The sequence below is a fragment of the Porticoccus sp. Uisw_050_02 genome, from assembly GCF_047729555.1.
GTDB lineage: Bacteria > Pseudomonadota > Gammaproteobacteria > Pseudomonadales > Porticoccaceae > Porticoccus.
In genome coordinates, this window is record NZ_CP159825.1 from 189,467 (window position 1) to 210,376 (window position 20,910).

At 41.7% G+C, this 20,910-nt stretch carries 19 protein-coding genes; 12 read left to right on the plus strand and 7 right to left on the minus strand.

The window, feature by feature from the left end; translation table 11 throughout:
- Nucleotides 1-13: 13 nt before the first annotated feature.
- Together coaE and nadC are read right to left on the minus strand one after the other, a co-directional pair.
- Nucleotides 14-625 (minus strand): dephospho-CoA kinase, encoded by a 612-nt coding sequence (coaE, locus tag ABXT41_RS00900; RefSeq protein WP_415390960.1) that lies wholly within the window; start codon nucleotides 623-625, stop codon nucleotides 14-16.
- On the minus strand, nucleotides 625-1,464 hold the full coding sequence (gene nadC, locus ABXT41_RS00905; RefSeq protein ID WP_415390961.1) for a carboxylating nicotinate-nucleotide diphosphorylase: 840 nt from the start codon (nucleotides 1,462-1,464) through the stop codon (nucleotides 625-627). Before nadC ends, coaE begins: the two co-directional genes overlap by 1 nt.
- A gap of 228 nt (nucleotides 1,465-1,692) precedes the next feature.
- Here nadC and ampD point away from each other — a divergent pair, with 228 nt between their 5' ends.
- Nucleotides 1,693-2,238 (plus strand): 1,6-anhydro-N-acetylmuramyl-L-alanine amidase AmpD, encoded by a 546-nt coding sequence (gene ampD, locus ABXT41_RS00910; RefSeq protein ID WP_415390962.1) that lies wholly within the window; start codon nucleotides 1,693-1,695, stop codon nucleotides 2,236-2,238.
- Nucleotides 2,239-2,266: 28 nt separating this feature from the next.
- On the opposite strand, the gene ABXT41_RS00915 is transcribed toward ampD, so the two are convergent.
- Both ABXT41_RS00915 and ABXT41_RS00920 read right to left on the minus strand, forming a co-directional pair.
- Nucleotides 2,267-3,322, minus strand: coding sequence for an ABC transporter permease (locus tag ABXT41_RS00915; protein WP_415390963.1), 1,056 nt, complete (start codon nucleotides 3,320-3,322; stop codon nucleotides 2,267-2,269).
- Nucleotides 3,323-3,331: 9 nt separating this feature from the next.
- A complete protein-coding gene (locus ABXT41_RS00920; protein ID WP_415390964.1) occupies nucleotides 3,332-4,165 on the minus strand; it encodes an ABC transporter ATP-binding protein in 834 nt (277 codons plus the stop codon).
- Nucleotides 4,166-4,336: 171 nt separating this feature from the next.
- On the opposite strand from ABXT41_RS00920, the gene ABXT41_RS00925 reads away from it, so the two are divergent.
- The 11 genes from ABXT41_RS00925 (at nucleotide 4,337) to dinG (ending at nucleotide 17,745) form a co-directional block, all read left to right on the plus strand.
- Entirely contained in the window at nucleotides 4,337-5,653 is a 1,317-nt protein-coding gene (locus ABXT41_RS00925; protein WP_415390965.1) for an AmpG family muropeptide MFS transporter, read from the plus strand.
- A 23-nt stretch (nucleotides 5,654-5,676) separates the two neighbouring features.
- Complete coding sequence (locus tag ABXT41_RS00930; RefSeq protein ID WP_415390966.1) at nucleotides 5,677-6,132, plus strand: FxsA family protein; 456 nt, start codon at nucleotides 5,677-5,679, stop codon at nucleotides 6,130-6,132.
- A 155-nt stretch (nucleotides 6,133-6,287) separates the two neighbouring features.
- Entirely contained in the window at nucleotides 6,288-6,581 is a 294-nt protein-coding gene (locus ABXT41_RS00935; RefSeq protein WP_415390967.1) for a co-chaperone GroES, read from the plus strand.
- 75 nt (nucleotides 6,582-6,656) lie between these two features.
- Nucleotides 6,657-8,324 (plus strand): chaperonin GroEL, encoded by a 1,668-nt coding sequence (gene groL / locus ABXT41_RS00940; RefSeq protein WP_415390968.1) that lies wholly within the window; start codon nucleotides 6,657-6,659, stop codon nucleotides 8,322-8,324.
- 160 nt (nucleotides 8,325-8,484) lie between these two features.
- Nucleotides 8,485-9,123 (plus strand): urate hydroxylase PuuD, encoded by a 639-nt coding sequence (locus ABXT41_RS00945; protein ID WP_415390969.1) that lies wholly within the window; start codon nucleotides 8,485-8,487, stop codon nucleotides 9,121-9,123.
- Nucleotides 9,124-9,259: 136 nt separating this feature from the next.
- Nucleotides 9,260-10,054 (plus strand): hypothetical protein, encoded by a 795-nt coding sequence (locus tag ABXT41_RS00950; protein WP_415390970.1) that lies wholly within the window; start codon nucleotides 9,260-9,262, stop codon nucleotides 10,052-10,054.
- Nucleotides 10,055-10,131: 77 nt separating this feature from the next.
- Nucleotides 10,132-11,652, plus strand: a complete 1,521-nt coding sequence (locus tag ABXT41_RS00955; protein ID WP_415390971.1) for a fumarate hydratase — start codon at nucleotides 10,132-10,134, stop codon at nucleotides 11,650-11,652.
- Nucleotides 11,653-11,740: 88 nt separating this feature from the next.
- Nucleotides 11,741-13,168 carry an exodeoxyribonuclease I gene (sbcB, locus tag ABXT41_RS00960; protein WP_415390972.1) on the plus strand — a complete coding sequence of 476 codons (1,428 nt, stop codon included), beginning with the start codon at nucleotides 11,741-11,743 and terminating at the stop codon, nucleotides 13,166-13,168.
- Between the two features lie 67 nt (nucleotides 13,169-13,235).
- A complete protein-coding gene (locus ABXT41_RS00965; RefSeq protein WP_415390973.1) occupies nucleotides 13,236-14,243 on the plus strand; it encodes an aspartate carbamoyltransferase in 1,008 nt (335 codons plus the stop codon).
- A 57-nt stretch (nucleotides 14,244-14,300) separates the two neighbouring features.
- The gene (locus tag ABXT41_RS00970; protein WP_415390974.1) at nucleotides 14,301-15,452 is read left to right on the plus strand and encodes a 1-acyl-sn-glycerol-3-phosphate acyltransferase; all 1,152 of its coding nucleotides are present in this window, start codon (nucleotides 14,301-14,303) and stop codon (nucleotides 15,450-15,452) included.
- 124 nt (nucleotides 15,453-15,576) lie between these two features.
- Complete coding sequence (gene dinG, locus ABXT41_RS00975) at nucleotides 15,577-17,745, plus strand: ATP-dependent DNA helicase DinG (protein ID WP_415390975.1); 2,169 nt, start codon at nucleotides 15,577-15,579, stop codon at nucleotides 17,743-17,745.
- 23 nt (nucleotides 17,746-17,768) lie between these two features.
- On the opposite strand, the gene dxs is transcribed toward dinG, so the two are convergent.
- From dxs to ABXT41_RS00990, 3 genes are all read right to left on the minus strand, one after another.
- Nucleotides 17,769-19,670: a 1-deoxy-D-xylulose-5-phosphate synthase gene (gene dxs / locus ABXT41_RS00980; protein ID WP_415390976.1), complete on the minus strand. Its 1,902-nt coding sequence runs from the start codon at nucleotides 19,668-19,670 to the stop codon at nucleotides 17,769-17,771.
- Between the two features lie 87 nt (nucleotides 19,671-19,757).
- On the minus strand, nucleotides 19,758-20,651 hold the full coding sequence (locus tag ABXT41_RS00985) for a polyprenyl synthetase family protein (RefSeq protein WP_415390977.1): 894 nt from the start codon (nucleotides 20,649-20,651) through the stop codon (nucleotides 19,758-19,760).
- Complete coding sequence (locus tag ABXT41_RS00990) at nucleotides 20,651-20,884, minus strand: exodeoxyribonuclease VII small subunit (RefSeq protein WP_415390978.1); 234 nt, start codon at nucleotides 20,882-20,884, stop codon at nucleotides 20,651-20,653. The genes ABXT41_RS00985 and ABXT41_RS00990 overlap by 1 nt, the downstream gene beginning before the upstream one ends.
- Between the last annotated feature and the right edge of the window lie 26 nt (nucleotides 20,885-20,910).

Sequence of the window (20,910 nt, forward strand, 5' to 3'; positions counted from 1 at the left end):
CTTTAGTATCTTTTTATTGAACATTTTTTTGTGTTGCCAAGGTCAAATAAAGCTCATGGAGTCCATCTATTTTTATTTTGAGCGCCTTAATATCGCTAGTATTGTCAACAATGTCATTAGCAAATTCTAGTCTTTCTGAGCGTTGCATTTGAGAGCTAATAATTGACTGCACAGTGTTTTTTTCGCCGCCATCACGCTTTGAGGTGCGTTGAACTTGCAGGCTTTCTGGCACATCTATGACTAGGATTCTATCCATTAGTTTGTGTTGACCTGTCTCCACTAATAGCGGTGACTCGAGCACTGTGTATGAGCTAGCAGATAGTGTGAGAAGATCAATGATCTCTTTCCGAATGGGGCGATGCAAAAGAGTCTCCAACCATACTTTTTTTTCTGGAGTCTCAAATATTTCTTTACGTATAAATGCTCGGTCCAAGTTCCCGTCCAAAAGTAGACTTTTTTTACCAAAATAGTCGGCGATTTTGATATGGAATATAGAGTCTTTCTTTGCTATATTTCGCGCCACAATATCTGCGTTGACTACGTCTATACCCAGCTGTTTGAAGTAGTTTCCTGCAGTACTTTTACCGCTACCAATGCCCCCTGTGAGCCCAACAAAAAAACTCATTATATTAACCTCATAGAAAAATCTATGGCTTGACAGTTTTTAGTTAAACCCCCAGATGAAAGATAGTCTATGCCAGGTATAGCTTTTTGGGTAATATTGATTGTGTCTATATTTCCCGAGACTTCTAACTTGATTTTTCCTGCATTCATGGTAATTGCTTGCTTGATCATATTAGGATCAAAATTATCTAACATTACCATGTCTACGTTTGCCGTTAAGGCTTCTTGAAGCTCCAAAATCGTTTCTACTTCTACCTCTATTGACCTTTCCGGAGAAATCTCTCTAGCTTTTAGAACGGCAGATTTTATTCCGCCACAGGCAGTTATATGATTTTCTTTGATCAAAAAGGCGTCATACAGCCCCATACGATGATTTTGGCAACCACCAACCACCACAGCGTATTTTTGTGCTAGCCTCAAGCCAGGTATTGTTTTGCGAGTATCAAGAATTGTTACATCAATTTCTGATGTTAATTTGGCATACTCTCGAGCAGTGGTAGCTGTGCCTGATAAGGTTTGAAGGAAATTAAGAGCCGCCCTTTCTCCTGTTAGTATACTGCGAGCAGAGCCTTTGAGCCTGCATACAATTTGTTCTGGTTCTAGCGATTCTCCATCCTCAGCAAGCCATTCTATTTTTATATGAGGATCTAGTTGGCGGAATACTTCGTTGAACCATGCTTGGCCACAAAGAACAGCTGGATCTCTAGTAACAACAAAGGCGTTAGACATGGTGCTACTTGGAATTAGCTGAGCCGTAATATCGCCGTCACCAATATCTTCGATTAAGGATCTAGCAACACTAATTTTAATGTCTTCCGTGAGTTTTTTGTTGTTCAGCATATCAAAAATATTTCATCCATTTTTATAGATATTATATCAGCACAACTGCTGTGTTAAAGACCCCATAGGGCCCATATTAGCAATATGACGGAGCATGTTTTATATTGTTTTTATTTAATGCAAAATTGCATGTATGTTTTTTTAAGAAAGTCTTTTATTGTTAGCTACTTAGTATGTAGATAGTGAATTTTAAAATCTCAAGATCAATTAATTTCTGGACAACCACTAATGATCAATTCTAATGGCTGGCATACTGGAGCCCGATCTGAACCATCGCCAAATTGCAGTGATCGCCCAAATGGAGCAAAAGTCTCTCTTTTGGTTATTCACAATATTAGTTTGCCGCCAGACCAGTTTGATAGCAATTATGTCTGTGATTTTTTTTTAAATAGCTTAGACGTGAGCATAGATCCGTATTTTAAGAAAATCTCTAATCTGCATGTTTCCCCGCACCTACTGATTGGTCGTAAGGGCGAATTGATACAATTTGTAGGATTAAATGACAGCGCATGGCATGCCGGCAAGTCATTTTTTGAAGGTGATGAGAATTGCAATGACTTTTCCATTGGAATCGAACTGATCGGCGCTGACAACACTCCCTATACTGATAAGCAATACCAAACTCTTGTTAGCGTCACCAGAGATGTGATGACATGCTACCCTTTGGTGACACGGAACCGTATCGTCGGACATTCTGATATAGCACCTGAACGTAAAACCGATCCAGGCCCTTCCTTTAACTGGAAACGCTATCTTTCAGCTCTTAATGTTTAAGTTTTGTGTGAAAATCAGCTTAGTATTTCTAGTCTTGATCCCAACGAAACAACACCCCTGCAAGTGTTATAAATATGACGGTCATCAAACCCAAGATGCCCAACTGTGGGGCGATGTCATAAAAATTTGCACCTTCTAGCATAACGCTTCTGGATGCTTTCACTAAATGTGTCAGTGGGAGAATTTGCGAGAATTCTTGAAGCCATTGAGGGGCACCGTCAAGAGAAAACCATAATTCTGAAAGAAGTAACATGGGAAAGCTGATAAGGTTAAGCATACCATTTGCTAAGTCCTCACTAGACGTTCGAGCAGCCATAAGTAGCGACATACTTATAATTGCCAGATTACCAGTTATAGCTATGATGAGCAGCAGCAAGTAGCTACCTATCATCATGAAATCAATGAATAAATCGCAAGAAATAAATACAATCGTGGTTACTGCAAGCATGATGAACAGCCTAGATAATGCTTGCGAGACTAAGAATTTCCATGCACTTAGAGGAGTAGCCTGTAGCCTCTTAAGGACTCCATTTTTACGATAACGGACAATGACATAGCCAATCCCCCATAACCCGCTAAACATGATGTTCATTGCCAAAATACCCGGAATTACCCAGTCTATATAGCGTATTTTTTGGCCCTTGATCTCTTGGCGCTGCCAAAGAATTTGAAGATTAGCTGACTGTGATTTATCTGCAAGCATCAGTTTTTCTAACAATAACCCTTTTTCCGATTCAGGGTTTACCCAGTAGCGCCTCGCCTCGCCTGGGTCGACGAATATGTCCAGCTCATGGAGTCGTACTTTGCTGATAGCATTTTCAAAATCTGTATATGCTATGACCTCAATGGTGGGTTCATTTGAAAAAATACCAGATGATATTGTTGGTATTAGCTTAGAGGCATCGACTGCAGTTGGTGCGATACTAAGCACCCCAGCGTGAAATATTTTTTGGCTCTCAGACGAAAAAGCTAGGGCCAGTATAATTACTATGAGAGGGGTTGCTATAAAAGACCAAAATAGGGAGCCCTTGTCTCGATAATATTCCCTGTTTCTAGCCATCCATAATGCAAAAATTTGCTTCATTATTTCAGATTACTCCCTTAAATGGTGCCCAGTTAGCTTTAAAAATAAGTCATCAAGAGAGGGCTTCCTTACTTGTAGTGATTGCAGGGTGATATTTTTGGATATTAGTTCCGATAAAGTTTTCTCTACGTCATTGGTAGGAATTGCGATGCAGTCTTCGCGTATCTCTATAGGGCTCGAGATGCAATTGATGTGACTGGAGTCGTGTGCGTTATTAAAATCTTCCCGATCAAGGCAAACATAACTATGGTTAAAGTTTTTTTTCAGAAGAGCACTTGGGGAGCCATCAGCTATAACTTTCCCTTGATCCATTATGACAAGTTGATCGCACAGTAACTCAGCTTCTTCCATATAATGTGTAGTTAAAAGTACAGTTTTCCCACGCTTTTTGATATTTCGAATCAGTGTCCAGAAATTCCGTCTTGCTTGAGGATCTAGACCAGTTGTAGGTTCGTCCAAAAATAGTATTTCCGGATCGTTCACCAAAGCAATCGCCAAAAGTAACCGTTGCCGTTGACCCCCAGAAAGTTTTGTAGCGTAAGTTTCTAGGAATTCTTCAAGTTGGCATATTTCAATCAGATCATCGATAGACTGTGTATGACGATACAGTTTTGAAAAAAGCTTAAGAACCTCTCGAGTTTTAAGGTAATCCATTAGCGCCGTTGTTTGAAATTGAATACCTGTCTCTGACGAGAACTGACTATCACGCAATTTTCCTTTATATAAAATCTTTCCAGAGGTAGCTTGTTTGATATTTTCAATGATCTCAATGGTTGTAGTTTTTCCTGCGCCATTAGGGCCGAGCAGCCCGCAGCATGACCCTTTGGGTATTGCGAAAGACACGTCATCAACTGCCCTTAAAGAGCGAAAAGATTTTGTTAAATTGAAGACTTCAAGGATGGCTGTCATATAGTAATTAAGTGTATAGCATCATTAGTGTTATCTGTTAGGGTATAAATCTTTTTAATTGAAATTTTTGACAGTATAACGTGCTGACCGCGAAGGAAATATTAAATGAAATTCCAACAAGGTACTAGAAGTTGGGGTGAGGCGCTTCGAGTTTATAGTCGACCAGAAGTAGTTAGGATGTTGTTCTTGGGTTTCTCTGCCGGGCTACCCCTTTTGCTTGTATTTAGCACACTAACCGCTTGGCTTCAGGATCTGGATGTCAGTAGGAGCAGTATTGGATTTTTTGGGTGGGTGGGAATAACCTACTCTATCAAAGTTTTTTGGGCACCAGTTGTTGATCGCATACGGATCCCTTGGCTAACTGAGAAATTCGGCCAACGACGAAGTTGGATTTTGATGGGGCAGCTGGGGATTATGCTTGGGTTGGTTGCCATGGTATTGGTCGACCCAAAGGCTTCCTTGTCAAATTTCGCAATATGCGCAGTGATAGTTGCTTTTTCATCATCGACTCAAGATGTCGCTATCGATGCTTTTCGTATTGAATCAGCAGCAGACGAGATACAGGGAGCACTGGCTGCAGGTTATCAGTTTGGCTATCGCTCAGCGATGCTTGTTGCAGGAGCGGGAGCGTTCTATATAGCAGATATATATAGCTGGAACACTGCATATTTTTTTATGGCTGCTTTGATGTTTGTTGGCATTGGCACTGTTCTTGTTATCCCTGAACCTGCTCGAGATGATAAAGATAAGCCTAAGTCAATAAAGTCAGAAAAGACAGGAAAATGGGATCGTTTGATTCATTGGTTTCAGGTTGCTTTCATGGCTCCGTTTATCGAGTTTTTTAAAAGGAATGGCTCTTATGCATTAATAATTTTGACGTTTATTGCCGTGTTCCGTCTTAGTGACATTGCGATGGGCATTATGGCTAACCCGTTTTATCTAGATATGGGTTTTACCAAGACTGAAATTGCTAGTATTAGCAAAATATTTGGTTTTTTTATGACGCTGCTAGGAGCATTTTTGGGCGGCCTGTGTGTTGTCCGTTATGGTGCTCATAGACCTTTGCTGCTGGCGGCTGGATTAACGGCAGTTACTAATTTATTGTTTGTAAATTTGGCAAATATGGGGCATGACATTAATGGACTAGTGATGGCAATAAGTGCCGATAATATTAGCGGTGGATTTGCAGGAGCTGTTTTCATTGCTTATTTATCCAGCCTGACTAATCGCGCCTTCACCGCCACGCAGTATGCGCTTTTTACCTCATTGATGACTTTGCCGGGTAAATTCTTTAGTGGTTTTTCTGGTATCATAGTCGATGCTACTAGCTACCAGGTATTTTTTACCTATGCTGCACTAATGGGCATACCTGCAATAGTCTTGTCTTGGATGCTGTGGAAAAAAGCGGGTCATGCAACTTAAAATTTCCATAAGGAACTAGTACTTTGAAGTACCTAATCTTTGTTGTTGTTGCGCCTATTGCAGAAATCTCGCTGCTAATCAAAGTTGGTAATGAAATTGGCTCCTTGCCCACCATTGGTCTTGTGTTGCTAACAGCTGGAATAGGGGTTTCTTTGCTGAGACAACAAGGTATAGAAGCTTTTTCCCGCGCCCGCAAAAAAATGAATGCCGGAGGCCTGCCTGCCCAAGAGATGATCGAAGCTGTTATTATTGCGCTTAGCGGTGCTTTGTTGGTGGTCCCAGGGTTTGCCACTGATCTTCTAGGATTTGCCGGTTTAGTGCCAAGACTTAGAATGTATTTTTTATCAGGGTTAGTGTCAAAATTTTTTGTTAGGAGTTATGGCCAAAGCTTTACCCGAGAGCAGCCAGGCAATGATATGATTCATAATAAGGGAAAAGCCATAGATGCTGAATATTGGAGAGAGGGCGAAGATAAATAAAAATTTTTATACTGCCCCTTGAAATGATTAGATCGTGACACCATATATAAAGTTGCTTCAGTGCAAACCAGTTTTAATAGATTTTTTATAAATTGGTCTCGTTGAATATAGTTTAGATATTTCATGAGGCCTTACATAACAGTTGGAGAATGCTAATGAAAATTCGCCCCCTACACGACCGCGTTGTTGTTCGTCGAAAGGAAGAAGAAGAAAAAACTGCAGGCGGTATTTTGTTGCCTGGTTCTGCTAAGGAAAAGCCAAATCAAGGCACTGTGATTGCTGTAGGATCTGGCAAAGTCTTAGACAGTGGTGAGGTGCGCCCAGTAGACGTAAAGCTCGGAGATATAGTTGTTTTTGGTAAGTATGCCGGTAGTGATACTATTGAGATCGACGGAGAAGAACTGGTTATTCTTGGTGAAAATGACATCAAAGCAGTTATGGTTAGCTAACAGTTAATGTAACTTATTCTACTTTGTATTAGGTAGAGTAAAAGTTTCAATGAATTTTTAAGAAAGGAAAATATTATGTCGGACAAAGAAGTCAAATTTGGAGATAGTGCGCGCAACCCGATGCTGAGGGGCGTTAATATACTCGCGGATGCTGTAAAGGTAACACTAGGGCCAAAGGGGCGAAATGTAGTTTTAGAAAAATCATACGGCGCCCCTGTAGTTACTAAAGATGGAGTTTCCGTAGCAAAAGAAATTAATCTTAAGGATAAGTTTGAGAATATGGGCGCTCAGATGGTTAAAGAAGTTGCATCTAAGGCTTCTGATGATGCTGGCGATGGAACTACAACAGCCACTGTGCTGGCACAGTCTATTGTAAATGAAGGCTTAAAATCAGTAGCTGCGGGGATGAACCCAATGGATTTGAAGCGTGGAATTGATAAAGCGGTTACTGCAGCTGCTGAGCAAATTGCTACTATGGCTAAACCTTGCGCAGATACAAAAGCTATTGCTCAGGTAGGAACTATATCGGCCAACAGCGATACGCATGTCGGCGACATCATTGCTAAGGCAATGGAAAAGGTTGGAAAGGAAGGTGTGATTACAGTTGAAGATGGTACTGGTCTTGAGAATGAGCTAGATATCGTTGAAGGAATGCAATTTGATCGGGGTTACCTTTCTCCATACTTCATCAACAATCAAGAAACCATGGGTGTTGAGCATGAGAGCCCATACATCTTGCTTTATGATAAGAAAATTTCCAACATTCGCGATTTGCTTCCTTTGCTTGAAAGTGTAGCAAAAGCTGGCCGTCCGCTCATGATCATTGCTGAAGATGTTGAAGGCGAAGCTCTGGCGACACTGGTTGTAAATAATTTACGCGGCATAGTAAAAGTTGCAGCATGCAAGGCCCCTGGTTTTGGCGACCGTCGCAAAGCTATGCTTGAAGATATAGCCGTTCTTACGGGGGGTACTGTGATCTCTGAAGAAGTAGGAATGGAGCTTGAGGCTGTAACGTTGGAGCACCTAGGTACCGCCAAACGTATCAGTATGACTAAAGAAAACACAACTGTTGTGGATGGTGCTGGTGACAAAAAAGGTATTGTTGCTCGAGTAAAGCAAATTCGCACACAAATTGAAGACACCTCTTCTGATTACGATCGCGAAAAACTACAAGAGCGGGTTGCTAAACTGGCTGGCGGTGTTGCTGTCATCAAAGTGGGTGCAGCTACAGAAGTAGAAATGAAAGAAAAGAAAGCTAGAGTGGATGATGCTCTGCATGCTACTCGCGCAGCTGTTGAGGAGGGCGTTGTGCCTGGAGGCGGTGTTGCTTTGATTCGGGCTCTTCAGGGCATCGAAGGACTGACTGGGGATAATGAGGATCAGAATGTAGGGATCAGGTTAGCTCAGCGTGCTATGGAGTCCCCTCTTCGTCAGATCGTTACAAATGCTGGAGGAGAGGCTTCGGTAGTTGTAGATAAAGTCAAAGCCGGCAAAGGTAATTTCGGCTATAACGCAGCGCTAGGTGAATATGGCGATATGATCGCTATGGGAATTTTAGATCCCGCAAAAGTAACTCGTAGCGCACTTCAGGCTGCGGCATCTATAGCAGGCTTGATGTTAACCACAGAGGCCATGGTTGCTGATTCCCCGGCAGATGATGCTGCTGCTGCTGGAGGTGGAATGCCGGATATGGGTGGTATGGGCGGTATGGGCGGTATGGGTGGTATGGGCGGTATGATGTAGGCTCACCCCACAAGAATGAACTCAAAGCCTCGAATTTCGGGGCTTTTTGTTTGGAGTTTGTGTACTAATATCGAGTACTTTATTGAAGGGGTCTTCAGAACAGGCTATAGTTTTAGGTATATAAAATACTAGCTGTCAATTTGATACTAAGGATATAGATATGGAATTTTTTAACTTTCTCGTTCGATGGGGTCATCTGTTGTTTGGCATCACATGGATCGGGATGCTCTATTATTTTAATTTTGTTCAAGGCGGTTACTTTAAACAGGCAACGCCTGAGGCATTGGCTGATGCAAAATCTAAGTTGGCACCAAGTGCACTTTGGTGGTTCCGCTGGGGCGCCATGTTTACTTTTATTTCTGGGATAGTGCTACTCGGCGGACTTTCGCATAACCATCAGTTTAATAATTCAATTGTGATTGGTTCTACCATGGGAACTCTGATGTTCTTGAATGTCTGGCTGGTGATTTGGCCTGCGCAGCAAATAGCACTTGGAATGAAAGAAGGCGATGCCGCCAAAAACGGCGCTAAAGCTCTTTTAGCATCTAGGACCAATGTGTTGTTTTCTGCACCTATGGTCTTCGGTATGCTGGCCAGTCCTCATGGGGCTCAATGGGGTGGAAGTGGTTACGGTACTGCTGTGGGTGGACTGGATTTAATGATCTGTTTGGTGATTATTGCAGCACTGGAAATTAATGGCCTGATCGGCAAACAGGGGCCAATGGCTTCAGTGAAGGGCGTTATACATGGTAGCTTGACGCTAACAGCTGTGTTATTTGGTGTACTTTATTTTTGTTAAAGTATTTTGCCTTCTCAAGTTAAAAAAAGCCCTGAAATTCAGGGCTTTTTTTTTCTAGAATTTTATTTTTAGGCGTGATGGCAGCGATATGCCAAAAATTAAGAGATTAAAAAAATCTGCTTGATGGCCAGTTTTTATGCCTATAGCGTATAATCTAAATTCTGATCCTGTAACAGCTAAATCTTTTTGCGAGGGTGTCCAAAATATGAGTAATGATGATTTTAATAGGATCGATTCCATTGTGCCTGAAAGCGATGAAAGGATAGGCAGAGGAAAAGCTTATGCTAATCAAGCTTCTTCCAAGGGGAGTGAGCCTAGTAAAGTAAGCAGCATCCTTGCATCATTAAGCTCTAACGGCTATAAAATACTTTTTTTTATTACGTTGATTGTGGGCTATTTGTTTATATCCCAGGAGCTGCAATTAGCGCGCTTACAGGATCGCTTCAATGAGCTTGAAGCTAAAATTATTTCCACAGATGAGTCGCTTGATCAGTCGGGGGAGCTGCTAGTTACAAGACTTGGAGCGCAAGAATCTACCTTAGTGAAGCATTGGTCTGAAATAAGAAAGTTATGGGCTATTGCTTATGATAAAAATAGAAAAAATATTAGCCAGCAGCAAGAAAAGATCAAGTTGCAAGGTATCGCTTTAGAAAAGCTAAAAACTTTGACAGCAAGTCAGAAAAAAGAGCTTACTAGCATGACTGATAAGTTAGATAAATCTACCAAGACAGTGAACACTATGGTGGTGTCTTCTCTGGCTGCTAAGTCAGAGATAAGTGACTTAGTAGCCCAAATTCGAGGGCTATCTATAGCAGGCCTTAATGCTCGTATAACTGATAACGAGAAAGCAGTTAAAGCAATTGACGCGCATCGACTCAGCGTTAATCGTGAAATACAGCAACTAAAAGAGCGGCTAGGCGGTAAGCCTTAATGAGCCGATTGATCAGCCTAAAAGAAGGTGTTGATATTTTGGGCTCGTACTAAAATAATTTTATGGGAGAGTTTCAAGTGACTGTGATCCGTCAAGACGACCTTATAGAAAGCATTGCCGATGCACTGCAGTTTATTTCTTATTACCACCCACTTGACTTTATACAAGCGATTCATCGCGCTTATGAAAGAGAAGAATCTCAGGCAGCTAAAGACGCCATGGCTCAGATACTAATTAACTCTCGTATGTGCGCTATGGGACATCGGCCGCTTTGTCAGGATACCGGTATAGTGAATGTATTCATGAAGGTGGGTATGGATATTCAATGGCAAGGTAGTATGAGTGTTACCGATATGATTAATGAGGGGGTTAGGCAGGCGTATAATCATCCAGATAATTTATTGCGAGCATCTATATTAGCTGATCCTGACGGCGCGCGAAGAAATACCGGCGACAACACACCTGCGGTTATTAGCTATGAAATTGTTCCCGGCAATAAATTAGTTATTGATGTGGCTGCAAAAGGAGGAGGATCTGAGGCAAAGTCTAAATTTGCTATGCTGAACCCCTCTGACTCAGTGGTAGATTGGGTATTGCAGGAAGTTCCCAAAATGGGTGCTGGTTGGTGTCCTCCCGGAATGCTTGGTATTGGTATTGGTGGTACAGCAGAAAAAGCAATGCTCTTGGCTAAAGAGTCACTAATGGAGTCTATCAATATACAAGAACTCCAAGATAGAGGACCGTCATCTCGTGCAGAAGAACTTCGGTTGGAGTTATTTAAAAAGGTTAATGATCTCGGAGTCGGCGCTCAAGGATTAGGAGGATTGACTACTGTTTTGGATGTTAAGGTCAAAGACTTTCCTGCTCATGCAGCCAACAAGGCTGTTGCTCTGATTCCTAATTGTGCCGCTTCGCGCCATACTCACTTCACTCTTGATGGGTCAGGCCCAGCAAAGCAAACACCACCTAATATTGAAGACTGGCCAAAAATTTCATGGGAGATAGGTGATAGTGTTAGAAAAGTTGACTTAGGTAAAGTCACCAAAAATGATTTATTGGATTGGATGCCAGGTGAAACCATACTCCTCTCAGGAAAAATATTAACTGGAAGAGATGCTGCCCATAAGCGTATTGTTGAAATGATTACTGATGGCGAAAAACTGCCTGTTGATATGACCGGACGATTTATTTATTACGTGGGTCCAGTTGACCCCGTAAGGGAAGAGATTGTTGGCCCAGCAGGACCAACAACTGCAACGCGAATGGATAAGTTCACGCGTACCTTGCTTGAAAAAACTGGTCTTATTGGAATGATCGGCAAGGCCGAAAGGGGCCCAAGTGCAATTGATGCCATTAGGGATCACAAAGCTATTTACTTGATGGCTGTTGGTGGAGCCGCCTATTTGGTGTCGAAAGCTATTATTGGCGCCAAAGTGGTGGCTTTTGAAGATCTTGGTATGGAGGCAATTTATGAATTTGAGATTGTTGATATGCCTGTTACGGTGGCTGTAGACACAAATGGTGAATCAGTACATCGTACTGGACCAGAGATTTGGAAAACAAAAATTGAAGAGCATGCGTTGAAGCTTGGAGAATAAGTTATTCCGATCCAGCTTCTATTGACAATAATGTTTATTGATAGGCGCTGTTTTTTTTGGTTTTCTATGCGAACAACTAGGAATTTTCATGGCCAATAGTCTTTACTGGTATGATTATGAAACATTTGGATTAGATCCAAGTCGCGATGGCATATCACAATTTGCTGGGATTAGAACCAATGAAAGGTTAGAAGTAATTGGTGAGCCATTAACTATTTATTGTTACCCTCCGATTGATCGATTGCCGTCACCTGAAGCTTGTCTAGTCACAGGGATTACCCCACAGATAGCTTTAGAAAAAGGAATCCCAGAAAAAGAATTTATTCAAAAGGTGCTTCAAGAGCTATCTTTTCCCAATACATGTGGGGTCGGATACAACAGCATTGGATTTGATGATGAGTTTACTCGATACACCCTTTATCGTAATTTTTATGACCCTTATTCCCGAGAATGGGAAAATGGGAATTCTAGGTGGGATATTTTAAATCTACTTCGTCTATCTCGAGCGTTGAGACCAGACGGAATTGAGTGGCCAGTTAAAAATGACGGCTCCCCTTGTTTTAAGCTGACTAGTTTGACTCAGGCTAACGGGATTGATCATGAGTCTGCTCACGATGCTTTGTCTGATGTACTGGCTACAATTAATGTGGCTAAGCTAGTGATGACCAATCAACCAAAACTATATGATTATGTATATCAGCTTCGATTTAAAGATAAGGTGATGGAGCTGATTGATGTTCGTCAGCGCAAGCCATTCTTGCATGTATCTGGAAAGCTTCCAAAGGAAAACTATTATACGACTTTAATGTTGTCGTTGGCACTCCATCCCACTAACAAGAATTCTATTATCTGCTTTAATCTGATGGGCGATCTAGAGCCTCTTTTGGAGCTTTCAGTAAAGGAGATCTATCAGCGTTTATTTTTTCGAAAGAGTGACCAGGAAAAGCTTTCAGTTTTAACCATAGAGGTCAACAAATGTCCTGTGGTAGCCACAGCTAAACTGATAGATAGCTTAGTCGCGAAACGCTTAGGAATATCGCTTGAGCAGTGTGAGAGTAATCTCCAACTGCTATTAAAAAATAATCTGGCCTCGAAATTGCAGGCAGTTTACGCTATGCGTGTGTTTGAGAATAGCGATGACCCTGAGAGGTCTTTATATCAAGGATTCATTGATAATTCTGATAAAAAATTACTGCCAATAGCGAGAGAGGCGTCCCCCCAAGAACTCACAGCTAATAGCATACTTTTTCGAGATAAACGCTACCAAGAATTAATATTCCTCTATAGGGCAAAAAATTATCCTGATTCTTTGAGTTTGCAAGAGCAAACTGTTTGGAAAAATATGCGCCTCAAGAGATTAACTGATATCGTAGGGGGACAGCTATCCTTGGAGAGTTATTTCTCAAGGATAGACGAACTGCTTTCAGCAGAAAAGCTCTCAGAGCAAGACTGCAATATTTTGCTGTCTTTAAAAGATTGGGGTCGAGACATCCTGGGCGAACTGCACGTCAAATAAAGATGCTGGTTCGAATACGGAAAAGTCGCTAAAATAAGTATACATGGGCATTAGTTGTGAGGGAAAAGTGAAATTTGAAGGCGCAAGTATTCTCTCTGTTAGTCAATTCGAAAGAGCTGATATTGATACTATTTTTCATGTGGCAAATCATATGGAGCCTTACGCTCAGAGGCAAAAAAGAACCCGTGTTCTAGAAGGGGCAATTCTTGGCAACATGTTTTTTGAGGCAAGCACCAGAACTCGTATCAGTTTCGGTAGTGCCTTTAATCTTTTGGGTGGCGATGTAAGGGAAACTGTTGGATTTGAGTCTTCTGCTTTAGCAAAAGGAGAATCCTTGCACGATACAGCAAGAGTATTGTCCGGCTTCAGCGATATTATCTGTATGCGGCACCCTGAACCTGATTCAGTTGCAGATTTTGCAAAGAGTAGCCGGGTTCCAGTCATAAACGGTGGCGATGGCAGCAATGAGCACCCTAGCCAGGCATTGCTTGATTTATATACAATTGAAAAAGAATTGAAGGGCTTGGGACGAAAGATTGATGGGCTTCGCATCGCTATGATTGGTGATTTGAGGCATGGAAGGACAGTGCATTCTCTCAGTAAATTGTTGATGCTGTTTAACAATATTTCCGTGCAACTGGTGTCCCCTAAAGACCTAGCTATGCCAAAAAACATTGTAGAAGATATGAGAAGTAAGGGTTTATCTGTAATAGAGTCAGAAAAAATTGAATCCAGTATATCCCACGTAGATATTGTTTATTCAACTAGAATTCAAGAAGAGCGATTTACTAGCAAGGATGAGGCTGATTTATACCGAGGTAAATTTAGGTTAAATCAAGCAATTTATACCGCCCACTGTGAGCCCAATACTGTCATTATGCATCCATTGCCTAGGGACTCCAGAGAGGAGGCGAATGAGCTGGATATAGATCTTGATGGTAATCCAAGTCTGGCCATTTTTCGTCAGACGGATAATGGTTTATTGGTCCGTATGGCCTTATTTGCCATGACTCTTGATGTGGTTCATTTGGTAGAAAAAAATTCGTCTGATGTGCCTTGGCATAATCTCCGTTAGCCTCCACAAGGAAAGTTCCGCAGTAATTCCCATTTAATAAAAAAAGCCATTTTAACTATGAATGAATTTGATGATATCAGACACTATTACGATAGTGAGGTGGTTGCTGTTTTGTCTAGGCTGGCAAAGAACCGAGAATTTATAGACACTCTTTTGTCAATCAAGTATCCAAGGTTACGTCGTTGGGCTCCTTGGTTGGTACGCCCAGTTATTTCTTATACATTGCGCTCTTCTTTCTCAAAGATGCGAACAGTTAGTCATCTTCATAGTGCTATAAGAGAGAGTTTCGGTAACCTATTAGTAGAAATTGGTAGTGTTTTAACGGTCACCGGTCTTGAAAAATTGGACCGCAATACACCATACCTCTTCATCAGCAATCACCGTGATATAGCGATGGATCCTGCTTTCGTTAATGTAGCCTTGCTTGACGATGGTAGGGACAGTGTAAGAATTGCGATAGGAGACAATCTTTTAACTAAACAATTTGTATCTGATCTGGCGCGAGTGAATAAAAGTTTTGTTGTTAAGCGATCAGTTGTAGGGAGACGTGAAAAGATGACAGCGTTAATGCAGTTATCGCGGTACATTCGTTCTTCGTTAGCTGAAGATAAATCTTCAGTATGGATTGCTCAACGGGAAGGTCGAGCAAAGAATGGCATGGATAAGACAGAGCCTGCATTGTTAAAAATGCTGACATTCAGTAAGCAAAAAGACCAAACCTTTGGAAATGCTTTACAAGAGCTTAATGTGGTTCCTGTGGCTATTTCGTATGAATTTGACCCCCTTGATGCAGAAAAAGGGCTGGAGCTCCTAGAAAAAAGAACAAACGGCAGCTATGAAAAAAATGAACATGAAGATTTTTTTAGCATATATCAAGGTATTGTTGGCCGGAAAGGCGCAGTGCATGTTTCTTTTGGAGAACCCCTGGTGGCAGATTATACGTCTGCAGATGATGCAGCACTTGCAATGGATCAGCAAATTATTAGTAATTACAAGCTGCATGCCACCAACTTATTGGCATACTATAAATTATATAAGTCCACTAACGAAACTGACATTATGCTTACAGAGATTGATTGCGATTGGGTGAAAATAACTCATGAGTTTAATCAACGCATCAATTCTATTGCCCCTGAGGCTCAAAAAATTGTTCTCGAAATGTATGCAAATCCTGTTTCTCAAAAAATAGCCCGCCGCGGATCCCTATAGAGAACTTACTTTTCTGCTCGCAAGAGGTTGGTCTGGTTTACTTTTACTTAAAATCCTTTAGAGACCCTACCCCTACTGTTACAATCTTCTCTGATCCCTGTATTTACTGATCAAATGGAACATAATGCCGATAGATGACGCAATAAAAGAAGAGATTCAGCAAGGCTATCGTCAGTTTTTAGAGGGCAATAGTTTGCAGCCAAGACTTGGGCAAAAGCAAATGATCGCAGCTATCGCTAATACCATAGGCAGCGTTAAGCAGGATGAAGAAGGATGCAAAATTTCTGATGATGGTATTTGTGTAGTTGAAGCAGGCACAGGGACAGGCAAAACAATTGCCTATTTGTTATCGACACTCCCTTTGGCCAGGCTGCTAGGAAAACAAGTAGTTATTGCTACTGGAACGGTTGCGCTGCAAGAGCAGTTGGTTAATAAAGACATCCCCTTGTTATTGGAAAGTGCAGGATGGGACTACAGTGTTAGTCTTGTTAAAGGTCGCGGGCGATATCTTTGCCCCCTTAAGTTAGAGCAATGCCTTGATACCGCGCAAGCAAAGGATGCCGGCGCATTTTTGTTTGAGGATGAGATCACTTTTAATCCAACGGCTAATATCATAGAAAGTTATCGTGCTATGGATCAGTCCCTGAAAGAAGGTAGTTGGCTGGGAGACAGGGATAGCTGGTCCGATGTTTTGGAAGATGTAGATTGGCGCCCGCTGACAGTAGATCGACGCCAATGCACAGGGAGGCGTTGTCGATATATTACAGAGTGCTGTTTTTTCAAGGCCAGAGATGAGCTAGAGAAATCTGAATGTATTGTTGCCAACCATGATTTAGTGATGGCTGATTTAGCCTTGGGCGGTGGGGTAATTTTGCCTGCTCCCGAGGACACTATATATATTTTTGATGAGGCTCATCGAATAGGCGCGACAGCGCTAAATCATTTCTCGAGTCAGTGCCGTCTAAAAAATACTATGAATTGGTTAGGTCAAGTCAAGAAGCAAATAGCTGGAAAATTGGCGCTTTTTTTGCAGACCCCAGATATCCAGAAGCGTCTAGAAAAAATAGGTAAGGCGGCCGGGGCATCTGAAACATTATTAGGATTAAGTTATCCTATCTTCGAAAAATTTTTAAATAATACGGATAATGAGACACCTTCTTGGTGTTTCCCCGGAGGTGACCCAGGAGGCGAGATAAGAGAGATTGCTGGGCATGTGTCAGAAGAATTCAATACATTAGCTGCCTTAATTAAAACATTGTCGGATAGTCTGGGAGAGGCTATGGATGAGCCTCATTTCCCTCTTCCACAAGTAGATCTAGAGCAATTATTTCAGCAAGTAGGAGTTTGGCAGAGTAGAGTTGAGGCGGTCCAGAGATTGTGGAAAAGCTACGCACAAAGCGCAAATACTGATATTGGTTCTAAGAAAGACGGCAAGCTTAAGAATAACCTTGAGCGCTCTCCTAGTGCTCGCTGGATTTCGCTTGAGCAATCAAATTTGGGTAATTTGGATATCTGCTTGTCTGCATCACCAACAGATGCTGGAGGTATTTTTCATGCAAATTTATGGAAGCAGTGTTACGGCGCTATACTTACATCAGCTACACTAAGAACATTAAGTAGTTTTAATAATTTTAAGCAGCGCACTGGGCTACCAGCTCAGACAGAGTGCGTAGCGGTAGAAGGGGCTTTTGATTTTGCTGCTGCAGGGGTTTTGTTGATCCCAGATATCGGTGTTGACCCAAGTGATTCAGCTGGCCATACGAATGCGTTGATTGAAAAGATGCCAGAATTAATTGATTGGAATGAAGGGACTTTAGTTCTTTTTTCTTCTCGCCGACAGATGGATTTGGTGTCAGAAGGGCTACCATCAGAATATAGAAAAATTGTCCTGACTCAAGGACAGTACGGACATCAAGAAATTGTACGCCGGCATAAACTAGCTATTGATGAAGGGGAAGGTAGTGTTATTTTTGGCTTAGCAAGTTTTTCTGAGGGCATGGATTTTCCTGGCAGTTATTGTCGACATGTTATTATTGCCAAGATACCTTTCTCAGTTCCAGATGATCCTATTTACTCAACAGTATCTGAATGGATAGAAGGGAAGGGGGGCAATCCATTTATGGATTTAATGTTGCCTGAGGCATCTATTCGATTACATCAGGCATGTGGTAGATTGATTCGCACAGAGAAAGACACAGGTAGGATTACCATTTTGGATCGACGAATCATCACCAGGCGCTATGGTAAGCAACTGTTGGCTGATTTACCACCATTCGGTAGAGGCTTTTCTTAAAGTTAGAGCACTCTGTGAGTCTTTTAATTGAGTGCTTTTAGTTTAGTTTGAATTGAAAGCTTCATACTTAGTTGATCTAAGCCAGCTAGATCTAGTTGATATTCGCGGCTTCCATGAGTTATAAATTTGTCAGGAAGGCCTAGGTGCAACACGTGTGTAGCAAGACCTAAGCATGCCAGGCATTCGCTTACAGCACTTCCAGCTCCACCAAAAACTGCATTGTCCTCAACTGTGACTAGCAGTATATTTTCTGACGATAGTTTTTCTATAAGCGCGGCATCTAATGGCTTAACAAAGCGCATATCTGCAACGGTGGCATTCAGCTCCTCTCCGACCAATCTTGCGGTTTCCAGTAAAGCTCCAAAATTTAAGATCGCTAGCCGCTTTCCTTCCCTGACTATTTTACCCTTACCGATAGTTAGGGCCGTCATTTTTTGAATTATTTCTATTCCTGGGCCTGTTCCACGAGGATACCGAACAGCAGCAGGACCATTGTGAGAAAATCCAGTGTAAAGCATTTGGCGTGTTTCATTTTCATTGGAAGGAGTCATTATGATTAAATTCGGAATGCAACGGAGAAAAGTGATATCAAAACTCCCTGCATGACTCGCCCCGTCTTCACCAACAAGACCAGCACGGTCTATAGCAAATAAAACATTAAGATTCTGCAGTGCCACATCATGAACGAGCTGATCATAGGCTCGTTGCAAGAAAGTAGAATAAATTGCAACTACAGGCTTTGTGTTTTCGCAGGCAAGGCCTGCAGCTAAAGTAATGGCATGTTGTTCGGCTATAGCAACATCATGGAAGCGATCTGGGTAGCGTTGAGAAAATTCAACCATCCCTGAACCCTCACACATAGCTGGTGTAATTGCTATAAGTAGGGGATCTTCAGCTGCCATGTCGCACAGCCAGTCACCAAAAATTTGCTGATATTTCTTTTTTGGCGGCTTTGTTGAGATTTTTTCTTCGGGAGCAGTTACATTTGGCTCAATTTTATTTAATGCATGGTAGCCAACAGGATCTGATTCTGCTGGTCCAAATCCTTTACCTTTTTGTGTGATTGTATGTAAAAGAATTGGGCTTGAAAGGGCTTTTAGATTGCTTAATGTTTTTATTAAAAGAGGGACATCATGGCCATCTATGGGCCCTATATAATTAAACCCGAGTTCCTCAAAAACAATTCCTGGAGCAACCATTGCCTTCAAGTGTACTTCAGTTTTTTTAACAAAAGCTGAAGCTGCAGGTACCGCTCGCAGAACTTTTTTGCCTCCTTCGCGTATTGTATTATAGAAACGACTAGACCATATCTTAGAGAAGTAGGTAGCGAGACCTCCTACATTATGTGAGATGGACATATTGTTATCGTTCAAGATAACTAATAGGTCAGCATCGGTATGAGCGGTATGATTAAGTGCTTCAAATGCCATACCTGCTGTCATAGCACCATCACCGATAATGGCGACAGTTTTTTTTGTGTCGCTATTAAGCTTGAAGGCGAGAGCCATACCCAGTGCGGCACTAATGGAGGTGCTTGAGTGACCTGCGCCAAAAGCATCATAAGTGCTTTCTTCTCTGTTTGGAAAAGGCGATAAGCCCTTTGCCTTGCGCACAGAAAGTATCTCTTCTCTACGACCAGTTAGGATTTTGTGTGGATATGCTTGGTGTCCAACATCCCAGACAAGCTTATCATCCGGCGTATTGAAGACATAATGTAGAGCAATCGTTAACTCAATGGTGCCCAGTCCAGCGCCAAAATGCCCACCACTATGCCCCACGCTAAATAGCAGATAACCTCTTAATTCATCTGCTAATATCAATAGCTGTTCCGACGTGAGCCCCCTTAAGTCAGAAGGATCGTTAATGCTGTCGAGTAGTGGAGTTACTGGTCGAATCAGAGGTATATTGTTAAAGGTTTGTGCCATCTATTTGGTATCCGAAATTGAGATGTAATACTACACCAAAATTTATATTTAAGTGCTGCGAGTTTGATTTTTAAATTTAAAATACTTTTAGTACTTTCGGCTGATAATATAGTCAGCTACTTCTCTCAGATGTTGCGCATTTTCATCAAAAACTGATAATGCGTTTATTGCTGATGTATGTAATTGAGTGGCTTTTTCTCTGGCTCCATCCAAACCAAGAAGTTGGACATAGGTAGCTTTGTTTAACGCCTCATCCGCACCTGCTATTTTCCCTATTGCCTTAGTGTCTCCGACAACATCAAGAATATCGTCCTGAACTTGAAAGGCTAGACCAATAGATAGGCCGTAAGCATTAAGAGCTGTAAGTTCAGATGGATTTGAAAGACCAGCAGATAGTGCGCTCATCATGATGCTAGCATGAATCATCGCACCAGTTTTTTTATGATGCATGAGTTCCAGCTCCTCTAGGGTCAATGTTTGATTAACAGAGGATATGTCTATGACTTGCCCTTTAACCATCCCGTCTGCCCCTGCTGCTTTTGCAAGGCAGGCGATCAGTTGAAGTGATGTTTTAGGGGGAACTTTATCAAATTTGGTGAGTTGTTCAAATGCCATTGCTTGCAAAGCGTCTCCGGCTAGGATTGCGATTGCTTCACCGAAAACAACATGACAAGTAGGTTTATTTCTTCTTAGGGCGTCATTGTCCATAGATGGTAGATCGTCATGTATGAGTGAATAGGCATGAATTAGCTCTACAGACATAGATACTAAGTCGGTGTCTTCAGTTACTCCACCCAAAGCTTCTGCTGTAGCATAAGACAATGCCGGACGTAAACGCTTACCACCATTTAAAACGCTGTATCGAATTGCTTCATGCAACAGATTGCTGGAGTCTGTTTTTTCAGGCAGAAGGACAGTTAGTTTTTGCTCGATTCGTTGTTGGCAAGAGTGCAAAAAATCAGCAAAAGACTTGTTACTCATTAGTTATCCTCAGGCTCAAATGCTTCAAGCTTGCCTGATCCCATAGTTAGCATCTCAACCTTCAATTCTGCATCTTTCAATGCCTGCTGGCATTCCCGAGTTATTTTAATCCCATCTTCAAAAAATTTTAGTGAGTCTTCGAGATTTAGGGATCCTTCTTCCATATTTTTTACTATTTTTTCTAGTTCGTTGATTTTTTTTTCAAAATCAATAGGTTGTTTTGATTCTTTCACTTTGCCGTCCTCCAAAATATAATTAG

Excerpts from the sequence above, each read along its gene's own strand:
- sbcB (WP_415390972.1), top strand. The coding sequence starts at position 11,741 with ATGGCCAATAGTCTTTACTGGTATGATTATGAAACATTTGGATTAGAT.
- ABXT41_RS00945 (WP_415390969.1), top strand. The coding sequence starts at position 8,485 with ATGGAATTTTTTAACTTTCTCGTTCGATGGGGTCATCTGTTGTTTGGC.
- dinG (WP_415390975.1), top strand. The coding sequence starts at position 15,577 with ATGCCGATAGATGACGCAATAAAAGAAGAGATTCAGCAAGGCTATCGT.
- ampD (WP_415390962.1), top strand. The coding sequence starts at position 1,693 with ATGATCAATTCTAATGGCTGGCATACTGGAGCCCGATCTGAACCATCG.
- ABXT41_RS00950 (WP_415390970.1), top strand. The coding sequence starts at position 9,260 with ATGCCTATAGCGTATAATCTAAATTCTGATCCTGTAACAGCTAAATCT.
- ABXT41_RS00985 (WP_415390977.1), bottom strand. The coding sequence starts at position 20,651 with ATGAGTAACAAGTCTTTTGCTGATTTTTTGCACTCTTGCCAACAACGA.
- ABXT41_RS00915 (WP_415390963.1), bottom strand. The coding sequence starts at position 3,322 with ATGAAGCAAATTTTTGCATTATGGATGGCTAGAAACAGGGAATATTAT.
- ABXT41_RS00925 (WP_415390965.1), top strand. The coding sequence starts at position 4,337 with ATGAAATTCCAACAAGGTACTAGAAGTTGGGGTGAGGCGCTTCGAGTT.
- ABXT41_RS00935 (WP_415390967.1), top strand. The coding sequence starts at position 6,288 with ATGAAAATTCGCCCCCTACACGACCGCGTTGTTGTTCGTCGAAAGGAA.
- nadC (WP_415390961.1), bottom strand. The coding sequence starts at position 1,464 with ATGCTGAACAACAAAAAACTCACGGAAGACATTAAAATTAGTGTTGCT.
- coaE (WP_415390960.1), bottom strand. The coding sequence starts at position 625 with ATGAGTTTTTTTGTTGGGCTCACAGGGGGCATTGGTAGCGGTAAAAGT.
- groL (WP_415390968.1), top strand. The coding sequence starts at position 6,657 with ATGTCGGACAAAGAAGTCAAATTTGGAGATAGTGCGCGCAACCCGATG.
- dxs (WP_415390976.1), bottom strand. The coding sequence starts at position 19,670 with ATGGCACAAACCTTTAACAATATACCTCTGATTCGACCAGTAACTCCA.
- ABXT41_RS00970 (WP_415390974.1), top strand. The coding sequence starts at position 14,301 with ATGAATGAATTTGATGATATCAGACACTATTACGATAGTGAGGTGGTT.